Origin of the sequence: Chryseobacterium lathyri, from assembly GCF_019970085.1 — a bacterium.
Classification (GTDB): Bacteria; Bacteroidota; Bacteroidia; order Flavobacteriales; family Weeksellaceae; genus Chryseobacterium; species Chryseobacterium lathyri.
Genome location: NZ_JAHXYG010000001.1, coordinates 895,413 through 917,016, shown reverse-complemented (window position 1 = coordinate 917,016; position 21,604 = coordinate 895,413). Strand labels below are relative to the sequence as shown.

Annotated in this window: 19 protein-coding genes, 3 tRNA genes and 1 riboswitch; of the genes, 9 read left to right on the top strand and 13 right to left on the bottom strand. The window is 38.8% G+C overall.

The features are described 5' to 3' along the window. Positions 1 to 80: 80 nt before the first annotated feature. Positions 81 to 2,666: a putative LPS assembly protein LptD gene (locus tag LC418_RS04145; protein ID WP_111957016.1), complete on the bottom strand. Its 2,586-nt coding sequence runs from the start codon at positions 2,664 to 2,666 to the stop codon at positions 81 to 83. 51 nt (positions 2,667 to 2,717) lie between these two features. Here LC418_RS04145 and LC418_RS04140 point away from each other — a divergent pair, with 51 nt between their 5' ends. The 9 genes from LC418_RS04140 (at position 2,718) to LC418_RS04100 (ending at position 8,040) form a co-directional block, all read left to right on the top strand. Then, the gene (locus LC418_RS04140) at positions 2,718 to 4,007 is read left to right on the top strand and encodes an N-acetylmuramoyl-L-alanine amidase family protein (protein WP_223558214.1); all 1,290 of its coding nucleotides are present in this window, start codon (positions 2,718 to 2,720) and stop codon (positions 4,005 to 4,007) included. A 58-nt stretch (positions 4,008 to 4,065) separates the two neighbouring features. After that, positions 4,066 to 4,140: transfer RNA gene (locus LC418_RS04135), tRNA-Glu, on the top strand. A gap of 11 nt (positions 4,141 to 4,151) precedes the next feature. Further along, on the top strand, positions 4,152 to 4,472 hold the full coding sequence (locus LC418_RS04130; RefSeq protein WP_111957012.1) for a hypothetical protein: 321 nt from the start codon (positions 4,152 to 4,154) through the stop codon (positions 4,470 to 4,472). Between the two features lie 67 nt (positions 4,473 to 4,539). Next, a complete protein-coding gene (rpsT, locus tag LC418_RS04125) occupies positions 4,540 to 4,794 on the top strand; it encodes a 30S ribosomal protein S20 (protein WP_040993501.1) in 255 nt (84 codons plus the stop codon). A 10-nt stretch (positions 4,795 to 4,804) separates the two neighbouring features. Beyond that, positions 4,805 to 4,876 (top strand) — tRNA-Glu (locus LC418_RS04120). A 93-nt stretch (positions 4,877 to 4,969) separates the two neighbouring features. Further along, positions 4,970 to 5,041: transfer RNA gene (locus tag LC418_RS04115), tRNA-Glu, on the top strand. Between the two features lie 153 nt (positions 5,042 to 5,194). Then, positions 5,195 to 5,851 carry a FadR/GntR family transcriptional regulator gene (locus LC418_RS04110; protein ID WP_111957010.1) on the top strand — a complete coding sequence of 219 codons (657 nt, stop codon included), beginning with the start codon at positions 5,195 to 5,197 and terminating at the stop codon, positions 5,849 to 5,851. 52 nt (positions 5,852 to 5,903) lie between these two features. Further along, complete coding sequence (locus LC418_RS04105) at positions 5,904 to 7,109, top strand: MFS transporter (RefSeq protein ID WP_223558213.1); 1,206 nt, start codon at positions 5,904 to 5,906, stop codon at positions 7,107 to 7,109. Between the two features lie 157 nt (positions 7,110 to 7,266). After that, the gene (locus LC418_RS04100; RefSeq protein ID WP_223558212.1) at positions 7,267 to 8,040 is read left to right on the top strand and encodes a T9SS type A sorting domain-containing protein; all 774 of its coding nucleotides are present in this window, start codon (positions 7,267 to 7,269) and stop codon (positions 8,038 to 8,040) included. A gap of 131 nt (positions 8,041 to 8,171) precedes the next feature. Here the strand turns inward: LC418_RS04100 and LC418_RS04095 are convergent, their stop codons facing one another. The 12 genes from LC418_RS04095 to LC418_RS04040 form a co-directional block, all read right to left on the bottom strand. Further along, positions 8,172 to 10,466: a DUF5074 domain-containing protein gene (locus LC418_RS04095; protein WP_223558211.1), complete on the bottom strand. Its 2,295-nt coding sequence runs from the start codon at positions 10,464 to 10,466 to the stop codon at positions 8,172 to 8,174. 28 nt (positions 10,467 to 10,494) lie between these two features. Further along, positions 10,495 to 11,703, bottom strand: a complete 1,209-nt coding sequence (locus tag LC418_RS04090; RefSeq protein WP_223558210.1) for a cell surface protein — start codon at positions 11,701 to 11,703, stop codon at positions 10,495 to 10,497. A 14-nt stretch (positions 11,704 to 11,717) separates the two neighbouring features. Beyond that, complete coding sequence (locus tag LC418_RS04085) at positions 11,718 to 12,851, bottom strand: YncE family protein (RefSeq protein WP_223558209.1); 1,134 nt, start codon at positions 12,849 to 12,851, stop codon at positions 11,718 to 11,720. After that, positions 12,848 to 14,821 carry a TonB-dependent receptor plug domain-containing protein gene (locus LC418_RS04080; protein WP_223558208.1) on the bottom strand — a complete coding sequence of 658 codons (1,974 nt, stop codon included), beginning with the start codon at positions 14,819 to 14,821 and terminating at the stop codon, positions 12,848 to 12,850. The genes LC418_RS04085 and LC418_RS04080 overlap by 4 nt, the downstream gene beginning before the upstream one ends. A 166-nt stretch (positions 14,822 to 14,987) precedes the next feature. Continuing rightward, a riboswitch (cobalamin riboswitch) is annotated at positions 14,988 to 15,172 on the bottom strand. Positions 15,173 to 15,364: 192 nt separating this feature from the next. Then, complete coding sequence (locus tag LC418_RS04075; RefSeq protein WP_223558207.1) at positions 15,365 to 16,306, bottom strand: transporter; 942 nt, start codon at positions 16,304 to 16,306, stop codon at positions 15,365 to 15,367. A gap of 2 nt (positions 16,307 to 16,308) precedes the next feature. Beyond that, positions 16,309 to 17,355: a cytochrome-c peroxidase gene (locus tag LC418_RS04070; protein ID WP_223558206.1), complete on the bottom strand. Its 1,047-nt coding sequence runs from the start codon at positions 17,353 to 17,355 to the stop codon at positions 16,309 to 16,311. Continuing rightward, positions 17,348 to 18,175, bottom strand: a complete 828-nt coding sequence (locus LC418_RS04065; RefSeq protein ID WP_223558205.1) for an MbnP family protein — start codon at positions 18,173 to 18,175, stop codon at positions 17,348 to 17,350. The genes LC418_RS04070 and LC418_RS04065 overlap by 8 nt, the downstream gene beginning before the upstream one ends. Positions 18,176 to 18,368: 193 nt before the next feature. Beyond that, the gene (locus LC418_RS04060) at positions 18,369 to 18,737 is read right to left on the bottom strand and encodes a hypothetical protein (protein WP_223558204.1); all 369 of its coding nucleotides are present in this window, start codon (positions 18,735 to 18,737) and stop codon (positions 18,369 to 18,371) included. A 3-nt stretch (positions 18,738 to 18,740) separates the two neighbouring features. Then, on the bottom strand, positions 18,741 to 19,415 hold the full coding sequence (locus LC418_RS04055) for a superoxide dismutase (RefSeq protein ID WP_223558203.1): 675 nt from the start codon (positions 19,413 to 19,415) through the stop codon (positions 18,741 to 18,743). 295 nt (positions 19,416 to 19,710) lie between these two features. After that, positions 19,711 to 20,394 carry an SCO family protein gene (locus LC418_RS04050; RefSeq protein WP_111956986.1) on the bottom strand — a complete coding sequence of 228 codons (684 nt, stop codon included), beginning with the start codon at positions 20,392 to 20,394 and terminating at the stop codon, positions 19,711 to 19,713. Next, the gene (locus LC418_RS04045; RefSeq protein ID WP_111956984.1) at positions 20,381 to 20,656 is read right to left on the bottom strand and encodes a YHS domain-containing protein; all 276 of its coding nucleotides are present in this window, start codon (positions 20,654 to 20,656) and stop codon (positions 20,381 to 20,383) included. Before LC418_RS04045 ends, LC418_RS04050 begins: the two co-directional genes overlap by 14 nt. Positions 20,657 to 20,812: 156 nt before the next feature. Next, a complete protein-coding gene (locus tag LC418_RS04040; RefSeq protein WP_223558202.1) occupies positions 20,813 to 21,175 on the bottom strand; it encodes a hypothetical protein in 363 nt (120 codons plus the stop codon). Between the last annotated feature and the right edge of the window lie 429 nt (positions 21,176 to 21,604).

Genomic DNA, 21,604 nt, shown 5'->3' with positions numbered 1-21,604 from the left:
CCAATTTGGGCGACAGTGATTTCATGAGATTTATTTTGGTTGCAAATATAAAATTTATATTTACAATTGTCAATCTGATATTAGAAAGGTGCACCAGGCTGCGTAAAACTTCTGTCTTTGTATTTCAATGCATCACTTAAGATATTAGCTTTGATACCGATAAAGAAGTCATATACCTTATACTGTCCGAAAGGAACCCAGTTGAAGTTGATCGTGAAACTTCGCTGATCTCTGGTAAACCCGATTCTTGTATAAGCAAGATCTTTCGTCACAAGATCAAAGTGCGTACTCCCGTTGATATTCCAGTAAGGGGTTAGCTTAATGCTGCCGTCTAGACCTACAGAAGCAATCTTAGTACCAAGTGCCGACAATCCTTTTGAATAAGCATAGTTGGCATTGATATTCAAAGTCCATGCCTGGTCGAAATGCGCATAATTATCATCGTCAAAATAATAATTTTCATTTCTTATTTCTCCTTTTGCCGGATACTTTTTGGCATAATCTGTTTTCTCGCCAAAGAGTTCGCTGCTTAAAGGATATGATAACTGTACGTTGAAACCCTGTACACTGAAATGTCCAAACTGTTCCGTTCTCACTCCCTGTGTTGCACCCGGAGCAAAGACAATTTTATAAGGATCCAGTGAGAGACTGGTATTCACATTTAATTTATTATTAAAGAAAGAAGACTGTCCGTTGATGCTGAATACAGACCATGGATGATCTTTCGCTGCAAAATTGTAGTTCCCTGAAAGGTTAAGAGATTCAAAGATTTTTATTTTCTTTACACCGGTAGAATCGGTTTTAGATTTTACTTTCATTTCAATATTGTTTCCAATATTAAAACCTAAGGCTCCTACCACTCCGCTTGACGGGCTTCCCACAATTCCTTTTTCAAAAATAGAATAAGGGGTCAGGGCTCCCTCTGCATTATAATAGTTTTTATAATATCCGAAACCGGGGCTTGAGAAATCCGGTGAATATGTAAAGCTAAGACTTGGTGTCATCATATGTCTTACCGCTTCTACCGCAGAACCTTTTTTAAACTTCAGCATACCATAAAGAGTGGTCTGAAGACTGGCAGATGAAGAGAAGGTGGAATATCCGGCAATATTTTTCTGAATTTCATCTACATCCGCATTCTTTACAGGATCATAATATTTTTTAAGTGTCTTAGTCGTTAAAGCGTTATCAATATTGGCACTTAAGCTGAACGTGAAATATTTGGCCACCGTTGTGTTGGTTCCCAATGCAATATTATTTTTCAGTCCTGTCTGCATCTTATCCCACATTGCCTTTGTAAAAAGCTCGTTTTCCTGTGTATTTACAAAGTTCGTCAGATTAAAACCTGTGTTCACTGTAATATTTTCAAGAAGACCCTGTCTCACTCCTGTTTTCGATTTAAACAGATAAAACTGATTGATTGCCACATTCATCTGAGGAAGACGAAGATCTGCAAGCCCGGTGGCAAAGTTTTGAGAATAGGAGGCTGTCCCGGTAATGGTTGCAGGCAGCTTTAGGAATCTTTTTGTGACTGTTACCGCTGAACTCTGCTGTGTATTCAGAACGTTCTGGTTGAAAATATAGTTGTTATTGAGCGGGTTGTTATAAAACTTGGTACTTACGATATCCACTGAAGCACTGAAGGTCAGAAAAGGATTTGCCTTTGTGTCCTGAGTATGCGTCCATGCAATTCTGTATGTGCTGTTTTTGGTATAATCATCCAAACCTTTAATTCCTCTCACCATGGTTCCGACATCCGCTGTAAAAGTTCCGGAATACCTGTATTTCTTCAGATAATTCATCTGCGGTCTTAGGTTCCAGCTTCCTTTGGTATAGATATCTGCCAGTATTTTAAGATCAAAATGCTCCCCTATCGGCTGGTAATATCCCAATCCGTTAAGAAAAAATCCTACATCTTCCCTTTCCCCAAAACTCGGGATCAGGATACCGGCTGCCCTCTTTTCCGAAAATGGAAGAATGGCAAACGGAAGAATAAGAGGAGTGGGCACTCTTTCTATATACATCTGAATAGGACCTGTAACAATCTGCGATTTGTTTTTCGTCTTGATCAACTTGATGTTGGATGCCCGCATAAAGTAATCCGAGGCCGTATCTTTTTTCTTGATATAGTATTCATCTGTTGTATAATCTGCGTTTCTCATGGCAAAAACAGAATCATTATATTTTTTGGTTTTCTGTGCGGTGATTACCCCTTCGCTTTCTTCTGTTCTGGCATTAAAAGCAATGGCCTGCTTGGTTTTGGTATTGTAGCTGAACTCATTGGTTTCATACTTTTTTCCAGCCTGAGTGGTAATTACGGGTTCTATGATCTTCCCTAAAGAGTCCTGTTTTCCGCGGGCATAGATCAGATTTTTGTTGTCGTCAATAGAAATATAATCTGCATCTATCTGCATGTCCTGGTATTTTACCTGGGCATTTTTATTCAGAAATGTCATTTTTTTCGGAACATCTCTACGCTGATCATCCGCCTTTGTACGGAGAACATCATCTAAAGCTTCCTTTTTTACAATAATGGTATCCTTTTTGGGAATAGTATCATTAACCACATTTTTAGGCAATTTTTCAGGGGTTTTCTGTGCTAAAAAATTGTTAAAAATTAGGATAATTAAAATTTGTAATATATTTTTGAGGACGGTTTTGGCCAATTTTATTCTTTAATTAAGGCTCAAAATTAGTATAATTTTTAAAACTGTAAGATGTACAAACAAAAATTTAAAATAATTTTATCATTTCTCCTTCTTCTTTCCAGCATTTTAATTTTTTCACAAAAGAAATTTACGATCGTTTTGGACGCTGGTCATGGGGGAAGTGACCACGGAGCGAACAGGACTTATGCAGATATCGGAAGGGTTGCAGAAAAAGACGTTACACTTGCCGTTACTCTCAAAGTTGGGGCCATGTTGGAAAAAAACAGAGATTTCAAAGTTATATATACCCGTAAATTCGACGAATATCCTTCTCTTTCGGACAGAACCAATCTGGCCAACAGGAGCAAAGCCGATCTTTTTGTCTCCATTCACTGTAATTCTTCACAGAGACCTACAGCCTACGGAACTGAAACTTATGTACAGGGGCCCAACCAGAATGATGAGAATCTGGAAGTGGCAAAAAGAGAGAACGACGTGATCTTTCTTGATGAAAAAGACAGACAGACCTTCGGATCTTATAATCCAAGCTCTCCGGAATCTCTTATTGCACTAAAACTTCAGCAGAACAAATACCTTGAATCAAGTTTGCTGCTTGGCGGACTGGTTGAAGGTAATTTTGTAAATAAGGATAAAAGATTTTCAAGAGGTGTTTTCCAGAAAAACCTTCACGTACTTCGTATGAATGCGATGCCTTCTGTACTGATAGAAACCGGTTTCATCAACCATCCTGAAGAAAGTCATTATCTTGCTTCTGATAAGGGACAAACCGAAATTGCGGAAAGTATCTATAATGCGATCATCGATTATAAAAAAGCAATTGACAGAAAAACAGGCGGATCTTCTATCGCTGCCAAAAAACCTGAACCTGAAAAGCCTGCTGAATCTCCTTTAAAAAATGATTTCAGGATTTTACTGCTGAGCTCCCCTGTTAAATACAACGACGGAGATCCGGCATTAAAGGGCTTAAACTATATTCTCCCTATTAAAGACAACGGACAGTACAAATATTACTACGGAGTTACCAATATGGCTTCAATCAGAGATATCAACCTTAAAACAGCTAAGGATGCAGGGTTCAGAAATGCTTATGCCGTAGGATTTATGCCTAATCAAAAACTGCTGACGGGGTATTATACCATAGAGGTCTATACAGGCGACAAATTGAATGGCAATTCGTTTATTCTTCAGACATTGAAAGATGTGGAGAGAAATAAAGACAATGGAGTGTTTTATTACACGTATGGTAAAGTATATACTTTAGAAGATGCTGTAAAGCTTCAAAAAGACCTTGAATCCAAGGGAATCAAGAATACTATTATCCAAAAAGTTTTTAAATAACGTAAAAAATAATTTTGAAGTTAAAAAGTTAATCATTACTTTTGCAACCTCAAAATTTGGCCTATTCGTCTAGTGGTTAGGACTCAAGATTTTCATTCTTGCAACAGGGGTTCGATTCCCCTATAGGCTACCAAATTTGATATCATGCCGGATTTAAAAATACAGGAAGCAAAACTTCTTTTTAAGAAAATCCACTCTAACCCAAAAAGTTATGATTTACAAATCAATGAAGAGGGGATTACAGGCAGGGATGATAAGATAAGTTTCAGACTTTACAGGACGGGAGAAAGGGTTGCCTTTGAAGTAACAATTGACGGACTTTCCTTTACCAATACCACTGGAGAATGGAACAATGCGATGATCATGCTAAGCAGCACGATCAAGAAAATAGAACGAGAACAAGAGAATTTAAAAATAGAACAAGCAATAGATAAACTCAGAAAATACCTGTCCGAAGAAAATTGAAAAATTTTAAAAAATAATTTGGCAGATTAAAAAAAAGTTTATAGTTTTGCACTCACATTTGAACGATATGGCAAATCATAAATCAGCATTAAAAAGAATCAGACAAAACGAAGTTAGAAAAGTTCGTAACAGATATTATCACAAGACTGCTAGAACTGCTCTTAAAGTCTTAAGAAATGAAGAGAACAAAGCTGCTGCTACAGAGCAACTGCCAAAAGTTATCGCTTTATTGGATAAATTAGCTAAGAGAAATATTATCCACAAGAACAAAGCTGCTAACTTGAAAAGCAAATTAACAAAGCACGTTAATAAATTAGCGTAAAAGTATAGTAGGCCCGTTCGTCTATCGGTTAGGACCTCAGATTTTCATTCTGGTAAGAGGGGTTCGATTCCCCTACGGGCTACAAAATTTAATCACTGCTAACCGGGTGGTTAATAAGAGTTGAAACTTATAAAAACAAAAATCTAACCCGCTAATTATTTAGTGTTAGATAGATGGCCCGTTCGTCTATCGGTTAGGACCTCAGATTTTCATTCTGGTAAGAGGGGTTCGATTCCCCTACGGGCTACTTAAAGAGAGATTCTATTCTTAGAATCTCTCTTTTTATTTTATCCTTTAAAATATTCCACTGCATCTATTATCACGAGATTTTCACATTTAAAATAGTGTAAATCTTTATTTTTTATCTATCTTTGCAATCATCAGATGATAAGATGTATTTATGCAAATTCAAAGAAGAACATTAGCGCAGGAAGTCGCAGACAGATTAATTCAGGGGATTACCAATGAAGAATATGCGGTAGGCGATAAACTTCCGATTGAACCGGAACTGATGAAGATCTATGGTGTAGGCCGCTCCAGTATCCGTGAAGCAATAAAAATTTTATCAATAAAAGGAGTCCTGAGTGTACAGCAGGGTGTGGGTACATTTGTTACTTCGAAGAACATCCAGGAATCACTGGAGGATCAGATCAACAATGCTGAATTCAACGAAGTGTATGAGGTACGCTCTCTTTTAGATTCAAAGATAGCGGCAAAAGCAGCTACCAGCCGAAGTGAAAAGGAGCTAGAGACGATTAAAATGTATCTGGATCTCAGAGATCAGTTTGCGAAGAAAAACCAGGCGCTAGAATGCTACCAAGCTGATATTAATTTTCATATCTCTATTGCTGAAGCCTGTGGCAATACTCTTTTGAAAGAAATTTACAGAATTGCAAGTAAGCATATCCTCAGAACTTTTGAAACCAGTCATAAAAATAACACAGAATCTTTTAAAATCTCACAAAAAATACATACGGATCTTTATAAGTCTATTGAAAATAAAGATTCTGAAAATGCAGCGCGTATTGCACAACTGATCGTTGACAGAGTGTATTAAAATAAATTTTAACAAAATTCATCAGATGATATGATGAATAAAATTACAATTCATGAAAAATCTACAGACACAGGCAATTGACACCAGCAAAATTGTTTACCCGATCTTATTTATGATCAGTTTTTCTCATTTTTTAAATGATCTGATACAGTCTACAATCCCTTCATTATATCCTATTCTAAAAGGGGAATTCAGTCTGTCTTTTTCTCAGATTGGTATCATTACATTGGTGTTTCAGCTTACTGCATCTATTTTACAGCCTTTCGTTGGAATTTATACGGATAAAAAGCCGAATCCAAGATCTTTAGCAGTAGGAATGGGATTATCAATGGCAGGATTGTTACTTTTAGCAGCAGCCCATCAATATTATATGATTCTGATTTCAGTGGCATTAATCGGGATGGGATCTTCCATTTTTCATCCAGAGGCATCCCGAGTTGCCCAATTGGCATCCGGCGGACAAAAAGGACTTGCCCAGTCCATTTTTCAGGTAGGTGGAAATTCAGGGAGTGCTATTGGTCCTCTATTGGTCGCTTTAGTTGTGCTTCCTCTGGGGCAGGGCTATGTAAGCCTTTTTGCTATCGCTGCTTTTATAGGAATTATAGTGCTATGGAGAATTGGGAACTGGTATGCGGAAAGATTATCTCTTAAAAAAACAGCGCAGCATTCCAGTAATATCATAACTGTAGAACTGTCCCGCAAAAAGGTTATATTTTCTATTACCGTTCTGCTGGCACTGGTATTTTCTAAGTACATTTATTTGGCATCCATGACTAATTATTTTACGTTTTTTCTCATTGATAAGTTTCACATTTCTGTAAAGGATTCCCAATTATATTTATTCATGTTTCTTGCAGCGGTTGCTATTGGAACTATTTTAGGAGGAAGGCTGGGTGATAAATACGGAAGAAAGAAAATCATATGGGTCTCTATACTTGGAGCAGCACCTTTTACTCTTTGTCTTCCATATCTTCCCTTAGTATGGACTGTGGTATTTGCGGTTTTAATCGGGTTAATTATTGCTTCGGCTTTTTCTGCAATTCTGGTATATGCTACAGACCTTTTGCCCAATAAAATTGGATTGGTGGCCGGATTGTTTTTTGGTTTTATGTTTGGGATGGGTGGAATTGGTTCTGCTGTTCTGGGGGCCTTGGCAGATGATACGAGCATTGAATATGTATTTAAAATCTGTGCTTTCTTACCTCTTATGGGTATAATAACTGCTTTTTTACCTAATATTAAAGGTCGAAAAAAATAATTCCTTTGGAAATAAGGTGGGTGAACTCATAGATAAATCTGATAAGTCTCTGTTTAATTATTAATATTATATAATTCACATTAAATAGAAATAATATTGCCCACCTTCACTTTTATGCTTAAATTTGGATAAAGCATTAACCAAAAATCTCTATAGCATGAAATCCATTTTACCTTCAAAGGGCCGTCTTTTTCAGGCCGCGTTATTTTTAGCTTTTTTATTCCAATCGGGCAATACACAGGCGCAAAACAGAATCTATGCCCATGATCAACTCTCCAATGTCTATGGAGTATGCCTGGGATGTGCCGTGCAAAATCCATTGAATGCCGTGGGCGATAACGAAGACAACTATTCTACTATGGTTATGGGCACCGTTTTATTAGGTGGTGTTGAACAGACCCTGAGATTCCCTGAAGTGAGAATCAATACTAAATTAGTCATTGGTATCGGTACCAATGACATTCCTCTCACTGTTCAGCTCCTAAGCGGCATATACATAGAAACGATGAGCGGAACGACAGCCAACGATGACAGTCAAATGATAACCGGAAACTTACTGAAGCTTTCCGACAATCCTTCCAGAGCAACTATTGAATTTGTTCCCGTCAGCTCCTATAACGCAGTTAAAATAAGACTGAGTGGCGGTGTACTAAGCTTGGGTGGCGGATTCAGGGTGTATTATGCTTACCAGGATCCTCTTGCCACCATTATGGCTTACAGCAAGGCCGGACAGATTACTCTGAGTGGTACTGTTCCATTGGAAGGGTCTGAAGTTACCCTGAGAAATACTTCCGGCAAAGAGGTACACCGCTCTACCCTTACTTCCAAAACTTTTGAACTGTCTTCTCCACAGCCTGAAGGAATTTATATACTTACGATAGAAACGCAAGACAAAAAAACTTATTCCCGTAAGATCAGAATCAATAATTAAATAATAATACATATTAAAGATTTCGGCAGGCTTTCAGCCTGCCGAAATCTCTTTTTACTACCTGCTTTAAAGTAAAAAAACCGGCGGCCCAAATGGGCCGCCGGTTCATTGAAATATATAGACTGTGATGGTTATTTCTTGATCAGCTTCTGCTGATATGCTGCTTTATCAGTTACAGCTTTTAGAATATATACTCCGTTCGGAAGCATACTTACATTGATCTGGCCGTTGTTCAGCGGTGCATTTATTATTTTACCAGAGGCATCGTAAATGGTAACATTCAGGATCTTTTCCTGAGTTTTAAGAGTTAAAATATCTGTCACCGGATTCGGGTAAATACTGAATTCAATTTTCTTCACTTCTGCCGTGGCCAAAGTAGAAGTTGTACTGTTGACAGTAAGCAGTTTCTCTACTACCCTTCCATTTGAATTAAAACTGATCTTAATATCAGCCGTTCCTGAAGCAACCGGAGTTAGAACCAGTTCGTCATTCGCATTGATCACTGCAGAAACTGCAGCCGGATTTGAGTTTGACTTAATTGATTTTACAATAGCAGATGAAAGATTGTCTTCGTCAGAAACTATTGTTTTCAGGTCTATTACAGAAGCATTATTCACATTAACCTGAGATGGAAATGTACTGCTCACCATAGGAAGCGTATTATCCGGGAATACTGCCATAGCAGGGAACCAATAGTAATCATTAAGTGTTTTTGTATTGGTAATGGTTCCGTTAACGCCAATAGTATGGATCCAGTTTTTCTGATAGTGTGCTCCAAAACCGCTTTCAGTAGTATTCAGAATCAGCTCATCAGTGGTTGGGTTCACACGGAGTCCTGCCCCGTAAGGAATCTGTTTGTAAGTACCTGTCTGTCCCGGAATGGTCGCAAAACTTTCGTTAAATGCTTTTGTCGTTACATCAAATTTTACGATCTGTGTTCCTGAAACAAAACTGTTAACTGAGTTGATCCAGTATAAAACATTCTGTTTGCTGCTCGCTGAAAAGCTTCCTGCATTCCACGCTCCCCATGAACCTAAATATTTGGTCGTAGGAATATTGTAAGAAGTGGTTGCAAAAGTCGTAGGATGAATATTCACCACTTTCTGATCCTGAATAGCCCAGATACTTCCGTCTTTAGCCTGAACAATAGAATGAAAAGCTCCCGGAATCGTACTCACCAGCGTATCTGTCGCCGGGTCAATGACTAAAATTCCTGCAGACTGCTTCACGGCAAATACATATTTTGAAGAACGGATCATATTTCCGATCTGGCCGGCATACTGACCGCCTCCGCCTGTTCCGGTTATCAGGCTTCCAACCTGCATATTCGCAATATCAAATACAAAAATACCATTCGAAGCTCCGATGTATCCTTTGTTTTCATTAACTCCTACAAAGGATCTTCCGTCGCCGCCGCCAATATTATTAAATCCTGCAATTTTCTGCATCGTTTGTGCATTCGCTACTACCAGCCTTCCTCCCGGAGTATACTGAGTATCTCCGCCATCTGCAGCCTGCTTCGAAATAAAATAGAATTTATCTCCGTAGATTGTTCCGTATTGCGTTGTAGCACCAAAGGCCTGATTGTTATTGGCATTGCTGTACACACGGTAATTAACCTGCCCATTATTGCCGATGAAATTTACAGAACCGTTGGTATGCCCGAACCATTCTTCATTGACCATAAAGTAACCGTCAGTAAAATTGGTAGAAACAGAAGAAGCAGAAGCAGCATAAACAGATACGGGTGTCAGCGTTGAAGAAATAGGAAAAGAAGCCAACCCTGGGCTAAAATTCCATACATCCCATGAACCATTCTGAAGTACACGGGAAGAAGCCCCTACTCCTGAATATCCAAAATCAGCATCCGTAGGATCTTTTACCCAATAAGACCAGTAGCTGTTGTACCATCCTGATCCCCAATGATCCCCGGCATCAGCAGCCGTAAAATCATCGAAATCATATGCACCTGTATTTACAATGCCATTTACAGGGTAAAGAGGATAGGTTGTATTCCCGTTTTTATAAAGTGCGTTGGTATTCTGACCGTTTAGGTCAAACCCCATTCCTCCGATGGCTGTTCCGAACTGGGTTCCCGGATAAAACAATGTAAAAAATCTGTGATCTGCCTTTGCAATTGCCTTCAGCATATCTTCTCCGGTAGCATTTCCGTTCCATCGGAAGCCCCATACCAAGGCATCAGGATTCTTGCTGTCGTTCCACTGAACCACAAAAGCCGCTTCATTAGTACCGCTACCTACCCAATACTGAATATCGGAGAAGTTGATATTGGTGGTTACTGTTGTATTCAGCTGGTTGCTGCCGATACCCTGAATATCATTTCTGGGTACTCCCTGTACTGCCACCTGTGCATTCGTAAAGAACGCAAAAAAGAACAGCATGGTCAAAAGGTAAAACTTTTTCATTTTTTCGAATTATATATTAAAATTTATTTTATTTAAGATGCAGATCGTAAGCTCCTGCCACTTCTGTAGAAACTTCCCCAAGCCATCCTGCTTCCTGATTGATTCCCGTATATACCTTGATAAAATCAATGCCGGGAAGCTTTACATAATTCCCGCTTTTATCTACAGCCCAGGAAATGTCGATGTTGGAAGCCTCATCATTGTTCGGCGCATTGTCTGCATAGCCGTAATCGTAAGATGTTCCTACCCAATAAGCCCCCGTCCCGCTCTGGTCGTAAAAATTATCCTTCAATCTGGTTCCCGTAAGGCTGTAAGAAGCACCGGAAAGCCACAAAGGATAATAGCTTTGTGTATGGAAGGTATTTTTAGTTTTAAATCCTGAATTCCCAAAATTATCCTGCCATTTGATGTACTCCACATCAGTCTGCCAAAACTCACTTCCGGGAACGGGGGGCTTGTTCTCATTGGGCTTGAAGTAAGTTATAGTATAGTTTTTTGTCGTTGAATTTTTAAAATATTCGCTGCCCGCAATTTCATACCATTCATCTTCATCCGGTTTGCCGTTTTTATTCTTGTCGTAGCCCACCATGATAATTCCGGGCTCACATGATCCTGACCGGGTAGCATTGGCACTGTTTCCCCAAAAAGCATTTCCCAGAATCTTAAAATCTCTTCCTTCAAGATTAGGAATGGTATGATCGAAGCCAAAAGCAACATAGCCGCCGAAACCTCCCAGCGTAATCATGGTAGCATTTTCGCCTACTAAGGATTCTTTGGCCCTTTTGATCATATCAGCCTCTGTGTTTCCGTTTACATATTCAGGGATCTCATTGATGAACTGGCCCGTGGCCGGACGGAAATCGAAAACATTTGATATATATTTACTGTAAGGGGTCAGCTCCTTATTCACAATGATCGTGGACTTATAGATCTTCGCTGCTCCTTTTACCTCTACTTTCAGGGTCAAAGGATAATTTTGTACAGTGGAACTGACAAAATCCAGTTGCAGATGATCGGAAATCACAGAATCGTTAATGCTCCAGGTCAGTTTACCTTCAATTTTAGGGTCTATCATCAAAAGTTTAAGCCTGTCGATCGTATAAGATTCTTTAAGTACTTCAGCAGGAAAAGTTACTTCCTCTACCACTTCTTCGCTGTCGCTTTTACAGGCTGCAGCTCCCAGCAGGACTGAAGAGAGCAGTATCGTTTTTAAAATATGTTTTGTTTTTCTTTCCATTTTTTCTGATCTGATTATTTATATAAAAAAGCAAAGTGAGCAGGGATATTCCCGCCTTCTGTTTTCCACTTGAATTTTCCGGTCTTGTCAAAACAGTATACATAGCCGGTAGTGACATAGTTTTTCGCATCCGTTAAATAGATGTCTTCTGTATAAGGATTTACAGCAATTCCGTAAGGTGCTTTGATCTCATCCACGTATTGCTGGTCAATAATTTTGTTGGAAATCACCTGCTCTGTCTTTACATCGATGATTCCAAAGGTTTTGACGTATGTATGGGTATTGTAATTAAATTCATTCCCATAATAATACAGCTTGTCATTCACGATCGTCATTCCGCTGACAGCAACATGAAAATCTTTTTTCACGGTTCCTGTAGCGGCATCCACAAGGAAAAGACTGGATGGAATATTGTAATAATCCCCTCTGGAACTCACGTACAGATCTCCGTAGTTGTCCTTTTTAATACGGTGAAGATTAATGGCTATATCTATTTTTTTTGTTTCCGTGAATGTATTGAGGTTGATGACAGAAACGGTTTTATCATAATTCGGAAATCTGTAACCTCCGGAATTAGCTACAAAAAGCTGATCTCCCATCACTTCTATTTCTTCAGGCTGATACCCGACTACTACCTGTCTTTCGATGTTCAGGGATGTCGTATCAATTTCCACTACTTTTCCCGGAGGAGAATTTGGATTCAATTCAACGGGACCTGCGTAACTGCTGGCATAAACTTTATTACCTTTAAAAGCCAGATAACGGCAGTTCTGCAGCTGTATGGTTTTGATTCGTTTGGCCGTTTTTGCTTCCAGCACTTCAATTTTATTGGAAACATTTACCACCACATACATTTTGCTTCCGTAGATCATGATATGATTTCCCACATCACCCAATTCTTTTACCACGGAAGGATTGGTTTCTCCATAAATATTCTTACGGTACGTTCCTGTCGCATAATCGAAATAATCGAGCGTACATTTGTTGCTTCCCATATTTCCCTCGTTCAGCAGATAAAATCCTTTAATAGGCAGATTTTCTCCGTTGCTTACCTCTTTGGTTTCCGAAGGAACTATATTGTCATCCGTCCTACATGAGAACAGAAAGAAAAGAGTAAAAGCCAGCAGGCAAAAGTTTAGTTTTTTCATAATGTAAAGCTTACAATAAGTTTAAAATTTCTTCCGGGCATCGGATAATTCCTGACCACGTCATAGTATTGATTAAGGACATTGTTGACCTCAAAACCGGCTTTAATCTGGTGAGAATGCCAGTTGAATTTTTTCTGAACGGATAAATCATGCGTGTACCATGGTTGGAGATAATTGGCTTTGATATTATTCAGCTGGGCATCATAGCGTTCTCCGGTGTACATAAAACTGTAATTGAAACTCCAGTCTTTATAGTCTGCCATTAGGGTAAAGGTCAATGCATGCCACGGCACATAGGAGATCTGGTCACCGTAATAATCGTCACTTTTATCAGTATAGTCCCCGGCACGCTGATAGGTATAGCTTACCAAAGGTTTCAGTTTCAATTTATTAATGTCAAATTCAGCCTGCACATTCACGTCTGCTCCGATGATTTTCACTTCACCTAAATTCACCATCATCCATCTGAAAAGATTGGTGGTAGGAACAGCGATAATCTTGTTCTCAACTTCATTATAATAGCCATCCACTTTCACATAAATACCTTTAAAAAATTGATGGTCAAAGAGCTTCTCGTAGGTAAAACCTACATCGTACTGATTTGTGTATTCAGGTTTCAGCATGACATTTCCGATCATGGTGTAATACAGATCATTGAAAGTAGGCATCCTGAAGACTCTTTTGTAGAAGGCCCTTACGGTAAGCTCTTTGGATTTTAAAAGCTGATAGCTCAGGAAAGCGGAAGGGGCCCATTCGGTTTTATCGGGAGATTTTGCATTCATTTTCACGTTTTCATGAACGAAAGTTCCGAGAATACTTCCCAAAAATTTAAACCGGTTCCATTGATAGGTTGTAGCAAAAGCAACGAGTGAAGTATATCGTGTAGGGTATGAAAAATCTCTCAGACTGGCATTGAGATTATTATACTGAAAATCAAAGCTCGCACTTACATCCCAGTTTTGATTAATAGAATAGATATTGGAGTTGGAAAAATACAGTTCCCTCTGAACATAAGAATTATCTATGGGCAGAACGGTTGTTGCCACATTCACCGTATCTAAAAAACGGGTGTAATCATAGGCAAATTTAGCCTTGAACTGAGTTTCAAATTTTGGGAACAGCTTTTTACGGAAACTGGCCTGAACAAAATAGTTTTCATCCAGCATCTGCTGACCTTTAGGGGTGAAATTATTATTAACAATGGCTGTGGGAACTCCACGATCGGAAATATAGCCGTAGCCGCGTACGCTCCAGCTTCCATCATTAATGGTTCCGTTTAAGGCGCCTTCAAAACGTTTCGCCCGGATGTAGGAATCATATCTTCTTGCAATGGTATCATTGGCAACAGATCCATCAGAATTTTTCTTTTCGTATTTATACTTATACAACCCATCGCTTTGTACAAATTCCGAGCTGAAACTTGCCGAAATTCTCTCTGAAAGCTTCTGTTCCACACGGAAGGAAGGATTAAATAAACTGATGGAGCCTAATTTCAGCTTCACCGTTAAGTTGGTCTTCTGATTCCCTTTAAAAACTGGTATTTTAGGCTGAAGATAAATAGATCCGGAAGATCCGAAATCCTTTGCCGGCTGAAAAATTTCACTTTTCTGACCGTTATACAAAGAAATCGCTTCAAGATCATCCAGTGAAAACTTTCCAAGATCCACGATTCCGTTCTGAACATTTCCCAGCTGGATACCATCATAGAAAACACCCACATGCTGGCTTCCCATACTCCGGATATTAACAGTTTTCAGGCCGCCCATCCCACCATAGTCTTTGATCTGAACTCCCGAAAAATACCGTAAGGCATCGGCCACCGACTGACTGTTCAGTCTTTCAAGCTGTTCTCCGGAAAGTACCTGTGCAGGAAGAATTTCTTTAAAATCTTTTTTGTAAAGCTGGATAGGAAGAATGGTTTTCTCCCTGATGGTGTCTCCGGATTGAGAGAATATAAGTTGAGATGCCATCACAAATAATGTGATAACAACTTTTTTAAACTGTGAAGCAGTACATTTTCTGACCATTAGCTCATTGAGAATAATGCTGACGCTAATGGATATAAGATAGCAAAGATAAAGCGCAGCTGTTACTGCACAGAATCCTTGTTGTCCTAAGCTTTATTCCACGAAAGCATCAAACGTTTATCTTCTGGCAGGTCTTCTGACTTACTCCGTTTTTGAAATCCTTCCCATTAAAAAACAGTGGATATACTCTTCAAAAACTTTGATGTGGAGCTTACAGCAGCGGGTCTGTCCTGGATTTTCACCAGGTTCCCTTTTAAGTGCTTTTTACAGCGCACCAGATTGCGGCAAAGATAGAAAATAACTTAATATATGCAATAACGGCATAATAAATTAATTCTCAACACTATGAAAAAAAGAAAATATTAAGAAGATGTATTAAAAACAGGTGGCTCGGGAATCTCAGCCACCTGTTTTTTAGATTAAAGTTTGAAATTTTTACGAGACTAAAGATTGAACAATCTGTACCTGGTGGCTTTGGCCATTATATTAAATTCCAAAATTGATAAAAACACTGAACCTGGATTTTGCTTCAATGTCCCCGCTTGCCAGATTGGAATAAGCAGGCAGCATGACTTCTCCACCCAGGCTGAACTTTTTATAAGAAGCCTCAAAACCGACTTTTCCATATAAAGCGCTTCCGGCTGTTTTGGGCAATACCTCGTCAAACTGTTTGTTTTTATCATAGACTTCGCCCTGAAGTCCGCCTTTGGCAGAGAAAATGGTCTTTTCATTTCCTGCAAGCTGATAAAAACCTGTTGCGGCATAATTCCACTGGTTTCCAAAACGGTAATTCTTTTTGTTTTCGGTTTTTACGGTGTAATCTGTGTTGATCAGTACAGCCAGTTTATTCTTTTGAAACTTATAGTTCAAAGCAGCCTGATAATCCCAGCTTCCCGTTCCCAGTTGAAAACTTGGATTGACTCCTGAAGCTCCTTTTTCATCAAATTTTCCCAAAGGAATTTTCACCCCCAAACCACCGTTGAGCTGATGGAAATGATCTTTGGAACTGAGGATCCGGTAAATTCCCATCAGGTTCAGATCTCCGATTCCATTAATGTTGATATCGCCCTGCATTGTTCTCTTCTCATGAAAATGAAATGGCAGGCTGGCGTATACACTCAGCTTTTCTGTCAATGGAATTTTTCCCCAAACCTGCAGGGTATTGAAATACTGATCCTGTGTAAGATCTTTTACAAAAAGGTTTTCTTTGGCTTTATAATGCTGGGCAAAATATTTGATCCCGATAAACTGCGGGTTCAGCAAAGACTCAAAACCGGAAGAACCATTTCCTGCCGCACAGCCGCAAGCATCACAGTCATCCAATATAATATTATTTATAGGATCTGCGATATACAGACTGTCGTTGATGGTTTTAGCCTGACAGCCCCATGATAATGTCAGGCTCAGTATAAAAATTATTTTTTTCATGCTCATTCTGCAAATTTTGGATTAGAAATAAAGTTTTGATCAGATAAGGTTTTCAAAAAGGCGATGACAAACTGCTTTTCCTGTGTATTCATCGCAATTCCGATATGCCCGTTCTGTTTCAGCTGCGGATCCAGATTGGGATTGTCTTCCACATTATCTGAATAGAAATTAAGAACTGCGGCCAGCGTGTAAAACCTTCCGTCATGCATATAAGGTGCGGTATATTCTACATTTCTAAGACTCGGTACACGGAATTTCATCCAGTCTTTCTGATCAAGGGTTACACGATGACGGCCCGCATCTTTGAACTGGGCATTGTAATACATTCCCGTATTCCTGAAACTCTCGTCGGTAAATAATTCTCCGCTGTGGCACGAAGCACATTTTTGGCTAAAAAGAGCCAATCCCTGAGATTCCTCAGAGGTGAAATTTTCTTTTCCCTGTTTCACCCTGTCATATTTCGAATCTGCAGAAATCATGCTGACCATAAACTGTGACAAAGCCTTCAATACTCGTTCACCGGTTATATTTTCGTCACCATATGCCGCCATGAAGAGTTTTTTATACTTCTGATCATCCTTTAATTTAGAAATCACTTCGGGCATGGAACTGTCCATTTCATTGGCATCCGTGATCGGAATGATCGGCTGCTCATTCAGATTATGGATCACTCCATCCCACATATACCTTTTCAGGAAGGCCATGTTTTGAATGGGTGGTGCATTACGGATTCCAATTCTGTCGTCCACTCCATGACTCACAGTGTGGCCGTGATGCGTGAAAGCATTTTCCTGAATATGACAGAAACCACATGATATGGTGTTGTTTCTGGAAAGCCTGCCCTCGTAAAATAATTTTCTTCCCAGCTCTACTCCATTTTTCGTCACCGGATTACCGGATGCATCGAACGTCATCTCCGGAAAGTACGACGGAAACTGCAATGAATAGGCCTCATCTTTTTCCAGCGGCTGCATTACCTCATCTGAACAGGACCAACAGCTCAGAAAAGTAATGACCAGCAGCATTGTTTTTAATAAAATCCTAATCATTATGAACATGATCTACTTTAAACATTGCAGCAAGGTTATTGGTAACATCCACCAAGTGCTGGCTTGAACCCATCATCATATTGTTTTCTGTATTTAGGGAAAGTGTTTTACTTCCACTCAGAAACTGATTTAAATCTGCAAGGATGTGAATGGAAGGTCTTACCTGAGCCGTTACTCTGGCGGTTGTCGGAAGATTCAACGTAATTTCCCGGTAAAGATCCGGCGTATTATTAGCCGTTACATTTCCCATGTTTCCGGTGTGATTCATGAATTCCGTATCTGCGGAGGCAGTTCCGTATTTACCTTCCAGTTTTACAAAGACGTAACCGGCTGCCCATGACCATGACATCCCTTTCTGCTTGGCTTTCGTCCAGAATTCTGCCTGCCCGTTTTGCCCCAACAGATAAGCCTTTTGACTGATCCCAAGTCCGAATTTTACTTTCTTATAATTATTTTTCGGGATTCCGTTCAGATCAAGGTAAACAACTCCTGCAATGGCATCTGCCTGATCTACGATGAAAGCACCTTTATCAGGGTTATTTTCATTGTATTTGAATTCATTACCGCCTTCGTCAATCAGTGTGATGTTGCTGATAACATATTTTACAGCGGAGAAATTATGTTTCTGCCCGGCAGCTGAAGTCTGTACAGTTTGGTTAAGTACGATATTCCCCAGGTTATTGAATCCGTTTTCAAATTTGATCTGAAGGTTTCCGGTTGAAGTATCCTGTGGATCGTCATCATCGCTGTTTCGGCATGATGATAAAGTGAATAAATTAAAGGCAATAAAGAGTAATGATAAAAATTTATAAATTTTCATTTTGATTTTTTAAGTTGAATTTTTAAAATAGAAATGCTTTTGAATGGGTGAACATTCATTTTTTTTAACCACAAAAGGCACAAAAATTTTTTGACACTTTAGTTATTTAAAGTGTATGGAAAAACTGCATAGAAGAACGCTTAAGCTTTTAAAATCTTCGGTTCTTTGTGGTTGATAAAGATTAAAATTGAACTTAAAAAACCGGTGGTTTGAATATGTGTTTGAGAAACAGAAAAGAATAGGCTGTTTCGTAGAGAAAATTGAAGTTCAGAGAAAGAAAACTTTCTGCTTTTTTTATTCCTGTAATTTCAGGAAGCGTACAGATATCAAGAATTTTCTGTCCTGAATTTTTGGTTTTGTTTAAAGGTGAAGAATCTGAATTATTCGTTTTTGCGAGTTCTTTGCTCAGGTAGCATTTACCGTTACAGTGAAGCTCCGGCTTGCTTTTATTGATGCAGAGAACGGTGGAAATATAATCATAATTTACAGCATACTCCACCAATGGGATCAGAGGTCTGAACGCCATATAAAGAGTGAGGAATATGCTGCAAATTAAATTCATCTGTTATTTCTTGCTTAGGGCTTCATCATATCTTCTGCTTACCTCTTTCCAGTTCAGCACATTCCAGATGGCAGTAAGATAATCTGCTCTTTTGTTCTGGTATTTCAGGTAATAAGCATGTTCCCAAACGTCAATTCCTAAAATCGGAGTTCCTTTTTCTTCTACTACATCCATCAAAGGGTTATCCTGATTCGCTGTAGAAGACACAAATAATTTTCCGTTTTTATCCACAGAAAGCCATGCCCATCCTGAACCGAAACGGTCTGCACCTGCTTTGCTGATCTTTTCTTTGAACGCATCCATGCTTCCGAAAGTTTCCGTGATCGCTTTAGCCAGCTTTTCAGAAGGCTTGGTGTCTTTTACAGGTGTAAGAACGGTCCAGAAAAGCTCGTGGTTGTAATGTCCTCCTGCATTGTTTCTTACTGCCGGCGTAAGTTTGGAAACTTCTGAAAGGATCTGGAAGAGGGTTTGCTTCTCCTGAGGTGTTCCCGCAATTGCCTTATTCAGATTGGCAACATAACCTGCAGCATGCTTTGAATAGTGAATTTCCATTGTCTGTGCGTCTACCGAACCTTCCAGTGCATTGTATGCATAAGGAAGCGGTGTCTGCTTAAACTGCGCAAAAGCAAACTGTGCGGCGAATACGGCACTTAAAGCTGCTATTTTCAAAATCTTCATAACGTTTTGTTTTATGGTTTAACAATATTTTTATACTTATAGAAGGAAAGCAGGAGGATGGAAAAGGGAAGTCATTTCTGTCTGAAGACGACTATACTTCATCTACACTTCATCATCTTATCTTTTTAATCATCTGCATTCATGAGTTCCATTAATCATTATCTTCTGCATTAAGACTCCTCTACTCCATGATCTCAATTTCATTGGTCTTTTAATCATTTACATTAAGACCATCATTCATCATTATCCGCATCATTAACTTCCAACTTCATTCTTCCATCTTCCTTTCCCAAATCTATTTCAATAATTTCTTAATATCCTCTATCAATATTTCCCGGTCTGGATGATACTTTCCGTTAAGTTTTGGAGTTTTTCCCTCAGGATCTTCATAATTCAATCCTGAATAATACAGGATGGGCATATTGTCTTTATTGTATCTGCAACGGATATTTCCTTCTTTATCCACCAAAGCGATCATTCCGCTGTGGTTAAGGCTTTCGCTGTCGTCTTCCTTATCTCCCACATAGATATTGAACTGGTCTGCCAGTTTTCCGATATAATCTCTGTTTCCGGTAAGAAAATGCCAGTCCGGAGATTTTGCGCCTACACTTTTAGCATGTTCTTTCAATGCGGCAGGTGTATCATTTTCCGGATCTATACTTATTGAAATAATCCCAAATTCAGGACTGTTTACCTCATCTTCAATAAATCTCATATTCCGGTTCATCACAGGACAAATCGTAGGACATCTGCTAAAGAAAAACTCTACCAGATATACTTTTCCCAGCATGTCTTTATTGGTGATTTTTTTATTATTCTGGTCGGTGAGTTCAAAATCGGGAACCTTCATTACGGTATACAGGTTCTTCTTGAAATATCCCATTCCTACACCTATTCCCAGAAACAGAAGAGCGAAAATCGCAATCGGAATGATTACCTTTCTTTTTGCTCCGTTTTTGGTCTTATTATTTTTGGGCATATTTCTCAGGATTTTTTTTGAACTCGTCTTTACATAGGCTACTGCAAAAACCGTACGTTTTATTTTTATAGACTGCTGTATCTTTCATATCATCTTCTGTTTTCATGTGACAGATAGGATCTTCCGCATTGGCAAATTTTACTTTTTTAACCGTCGATTTTGAAGAGGCAGTGCTCTTTTTATGTTTTACTTTAGGGGTTTCCTGGCCACAGGCGAATAATGAAACTGACAATAGTGCAGTCAAAATAATTTTTGATTTCATTTTAATGGTAAATTGAAATTGATAGTATGATGAATGTGTAAATTAATTTTTAATACAAAGCTAACCACCCGTTTCTACTGCAGATTGTTTAAAAAAACATAATTAGGCAATAAAATCCGAGGATATTTTGATTAAAAACTAAAAGAATAGTTGAAATTAAGCTAAAGGAGGATGGAATATCCTGGAAAAGTATTCCGAAGCATGACCAATACTATAATCTGAGTGTATAGCCTCATCTTCAGGCTCAGATTCTTTCTGTCCTAAAAATGAAAGGGTATCGTGGGAAACAAAAACATCCAGGACGGATATTTTGATGACCTGGGAATTATTGGACTGCTTTTCTGTTTTCGCCAGTTCTTTGCTGACGTAGCACTTCCCTTTACACGTAGACTGAGGAATATTTCTGTTCTCACAGAGATTTTTTACAATATAATCATAGTTCACGGCATAGTTCACCAATGGCAAAACAGGGCGTAATGCAATGGTAAAAATGATGAATATGGAAATAAAAAGTCTCAATGATCAGTTCTGTTGTACAAATATACTACTCAAATTGGGTTTATGGATTATTTATGATGAATGTCATTGATTAATTTTAGATTAGGGATTAGGGATTAGGGATTAGGGATTAGGGATTAGGGATTAGGGATTAGGGATTAGGGAAAATAAGGTTTCTTGTAGTTGTGATAGTTTTCCTCCCGCGGATTATGGGATTTCGCAGATTTTTTTGCTGTAATAAAAAACCTTATAGGTTTTGGAAACCTATAAGGTTTGGCGTTTCATATTTTTTTAATGGATGATGCATTGTTTTTAATCGCAAAGACGCGAAAGAGATTACAAAAAGACTGTTTTAAGGCGCTAGGATTTTATCTCCGATAAAATTTGGATGCTAATTATCTTACAGTCTAAAACCTTTTATTTAGCACCTGCTACCTACTACCTGCAACC

Bases quoted from the DNA above. Each gene is read 5' to 3' on its own strand.
- LC418_RS04140 (WP_223558214.1), top strand. From the start codon at position 2,718: ATGTACAAACAAAAATTTAAAATAATTTTATCATTTCTCCTTCTTCTT.
- LC418_RS04130 (WP_111957012.1), top strand. From the start codon at position 4,152: ATGCCGGATTTAAAAATACAGGAAGCAAAACTTCTTTTTAAGAAAATC.
- rpsT (WP_040993501.1), top strand. From the start codon at position 4,540: ATGGCAAATCATAAATCAGCATTAAAAAGAATCAGACAAAACGAAGTT.
- LC418_RS04110 (WP_111957010.1), top strand. From the start codon at position 5,195: ATGCAAATTCAAAGAAGAACATTAGCGCAGGAAGTCGCAGACAGATTA.
- LC418_RS04105 (WP_223558213.1), top strand. From the start codon at position 5,904: ATGAAAAATCTACAGACACAGGCAATTGACACCAGCAAAATTGTTTAC.
- LC418_RS04100 (WP_223558212.1), top strand. From the start codon at position 7,267: ATGAAATCCATTTTACCTTCAAAGGGCCGTCTTTTTCAGGCCGCGTTA.
- LC418_RS04095 (WP_223558211.1), bottom strand. From the start codon at position 10,466: ATGAAAAAGTTTTACCTTTTGACCATGCTGTTCTTTTTTGCGTTCTTT.
- LC418_RS04090 (WP_223558210.1), bottom strand. From the start codon at position 11,703: ATGGAAAGAAAAACAAAACATATTTTAAAAACGATACTGCTCTCTTCA.
- LC418_RS04085 (WP_223558209.1), bottom strand. From the start codon at position 12,851: ATGAAAAAACTAAACTTTTGCCTGCTGGCTTTTACTCTTTTCTTTCTG.
- LC418_RS04080 (WP_223558208.1), bottom strand. From the start codon at position 14,821: ATGGCATCTCAACTTATATTCTCTCAATCCGGAGACACCATCAGGGAG.
- LC418_RS04075 (WP_223558207.1), bottom strand. From the start codon at position 16,306: ATGAAAAAAATAATTTTTATACTGAGCCTGACATTATCATGGGGCTGT.
- LC418_RS04070 (WP_223558206.1), bottom strand. From the start codon at position 17,355: ATGATTAGGATTTTATTAAAAACAATGCTGCTGGTCATTACTTTTCTG.
- LC418_RS04065 (WP_223558205.1), bottom strand. From the start codon at position 18,175: ATGAAAATTTATAAATTTTTATCATTACTCTTTATTGCCTTTAATTTA.
- LC418_RS04060 (WP_223558204.1), bottom strand. From the start codon at position 18,737: ATGAATTTAATTTGCAGCATATTCCTCACTCTTTATATGGCGTTCAGA.
- LC418_RS04055 (WP_223558203.1), bottom strand. From the start codon at position 19,415: ATGAAGATTTTGAAAATAGCAGCTTTAAGTGCCGTATTCGCCGCACAG.
- LC418_RS04050 (WP_111956986.1), bottom strand. From the start codon at position 20,394: ATGCCCAAAAATAATAAGACCAAAAACGGAGCAAAAAGAAAGGTAATC.
- LC418_RS04045 (WP_111956984.1), bottom strand. From the start codon at position 20,656: ATGAAATCAAAAATTATTTTGACTGCACTATTGTCAGTTTCATTATTC.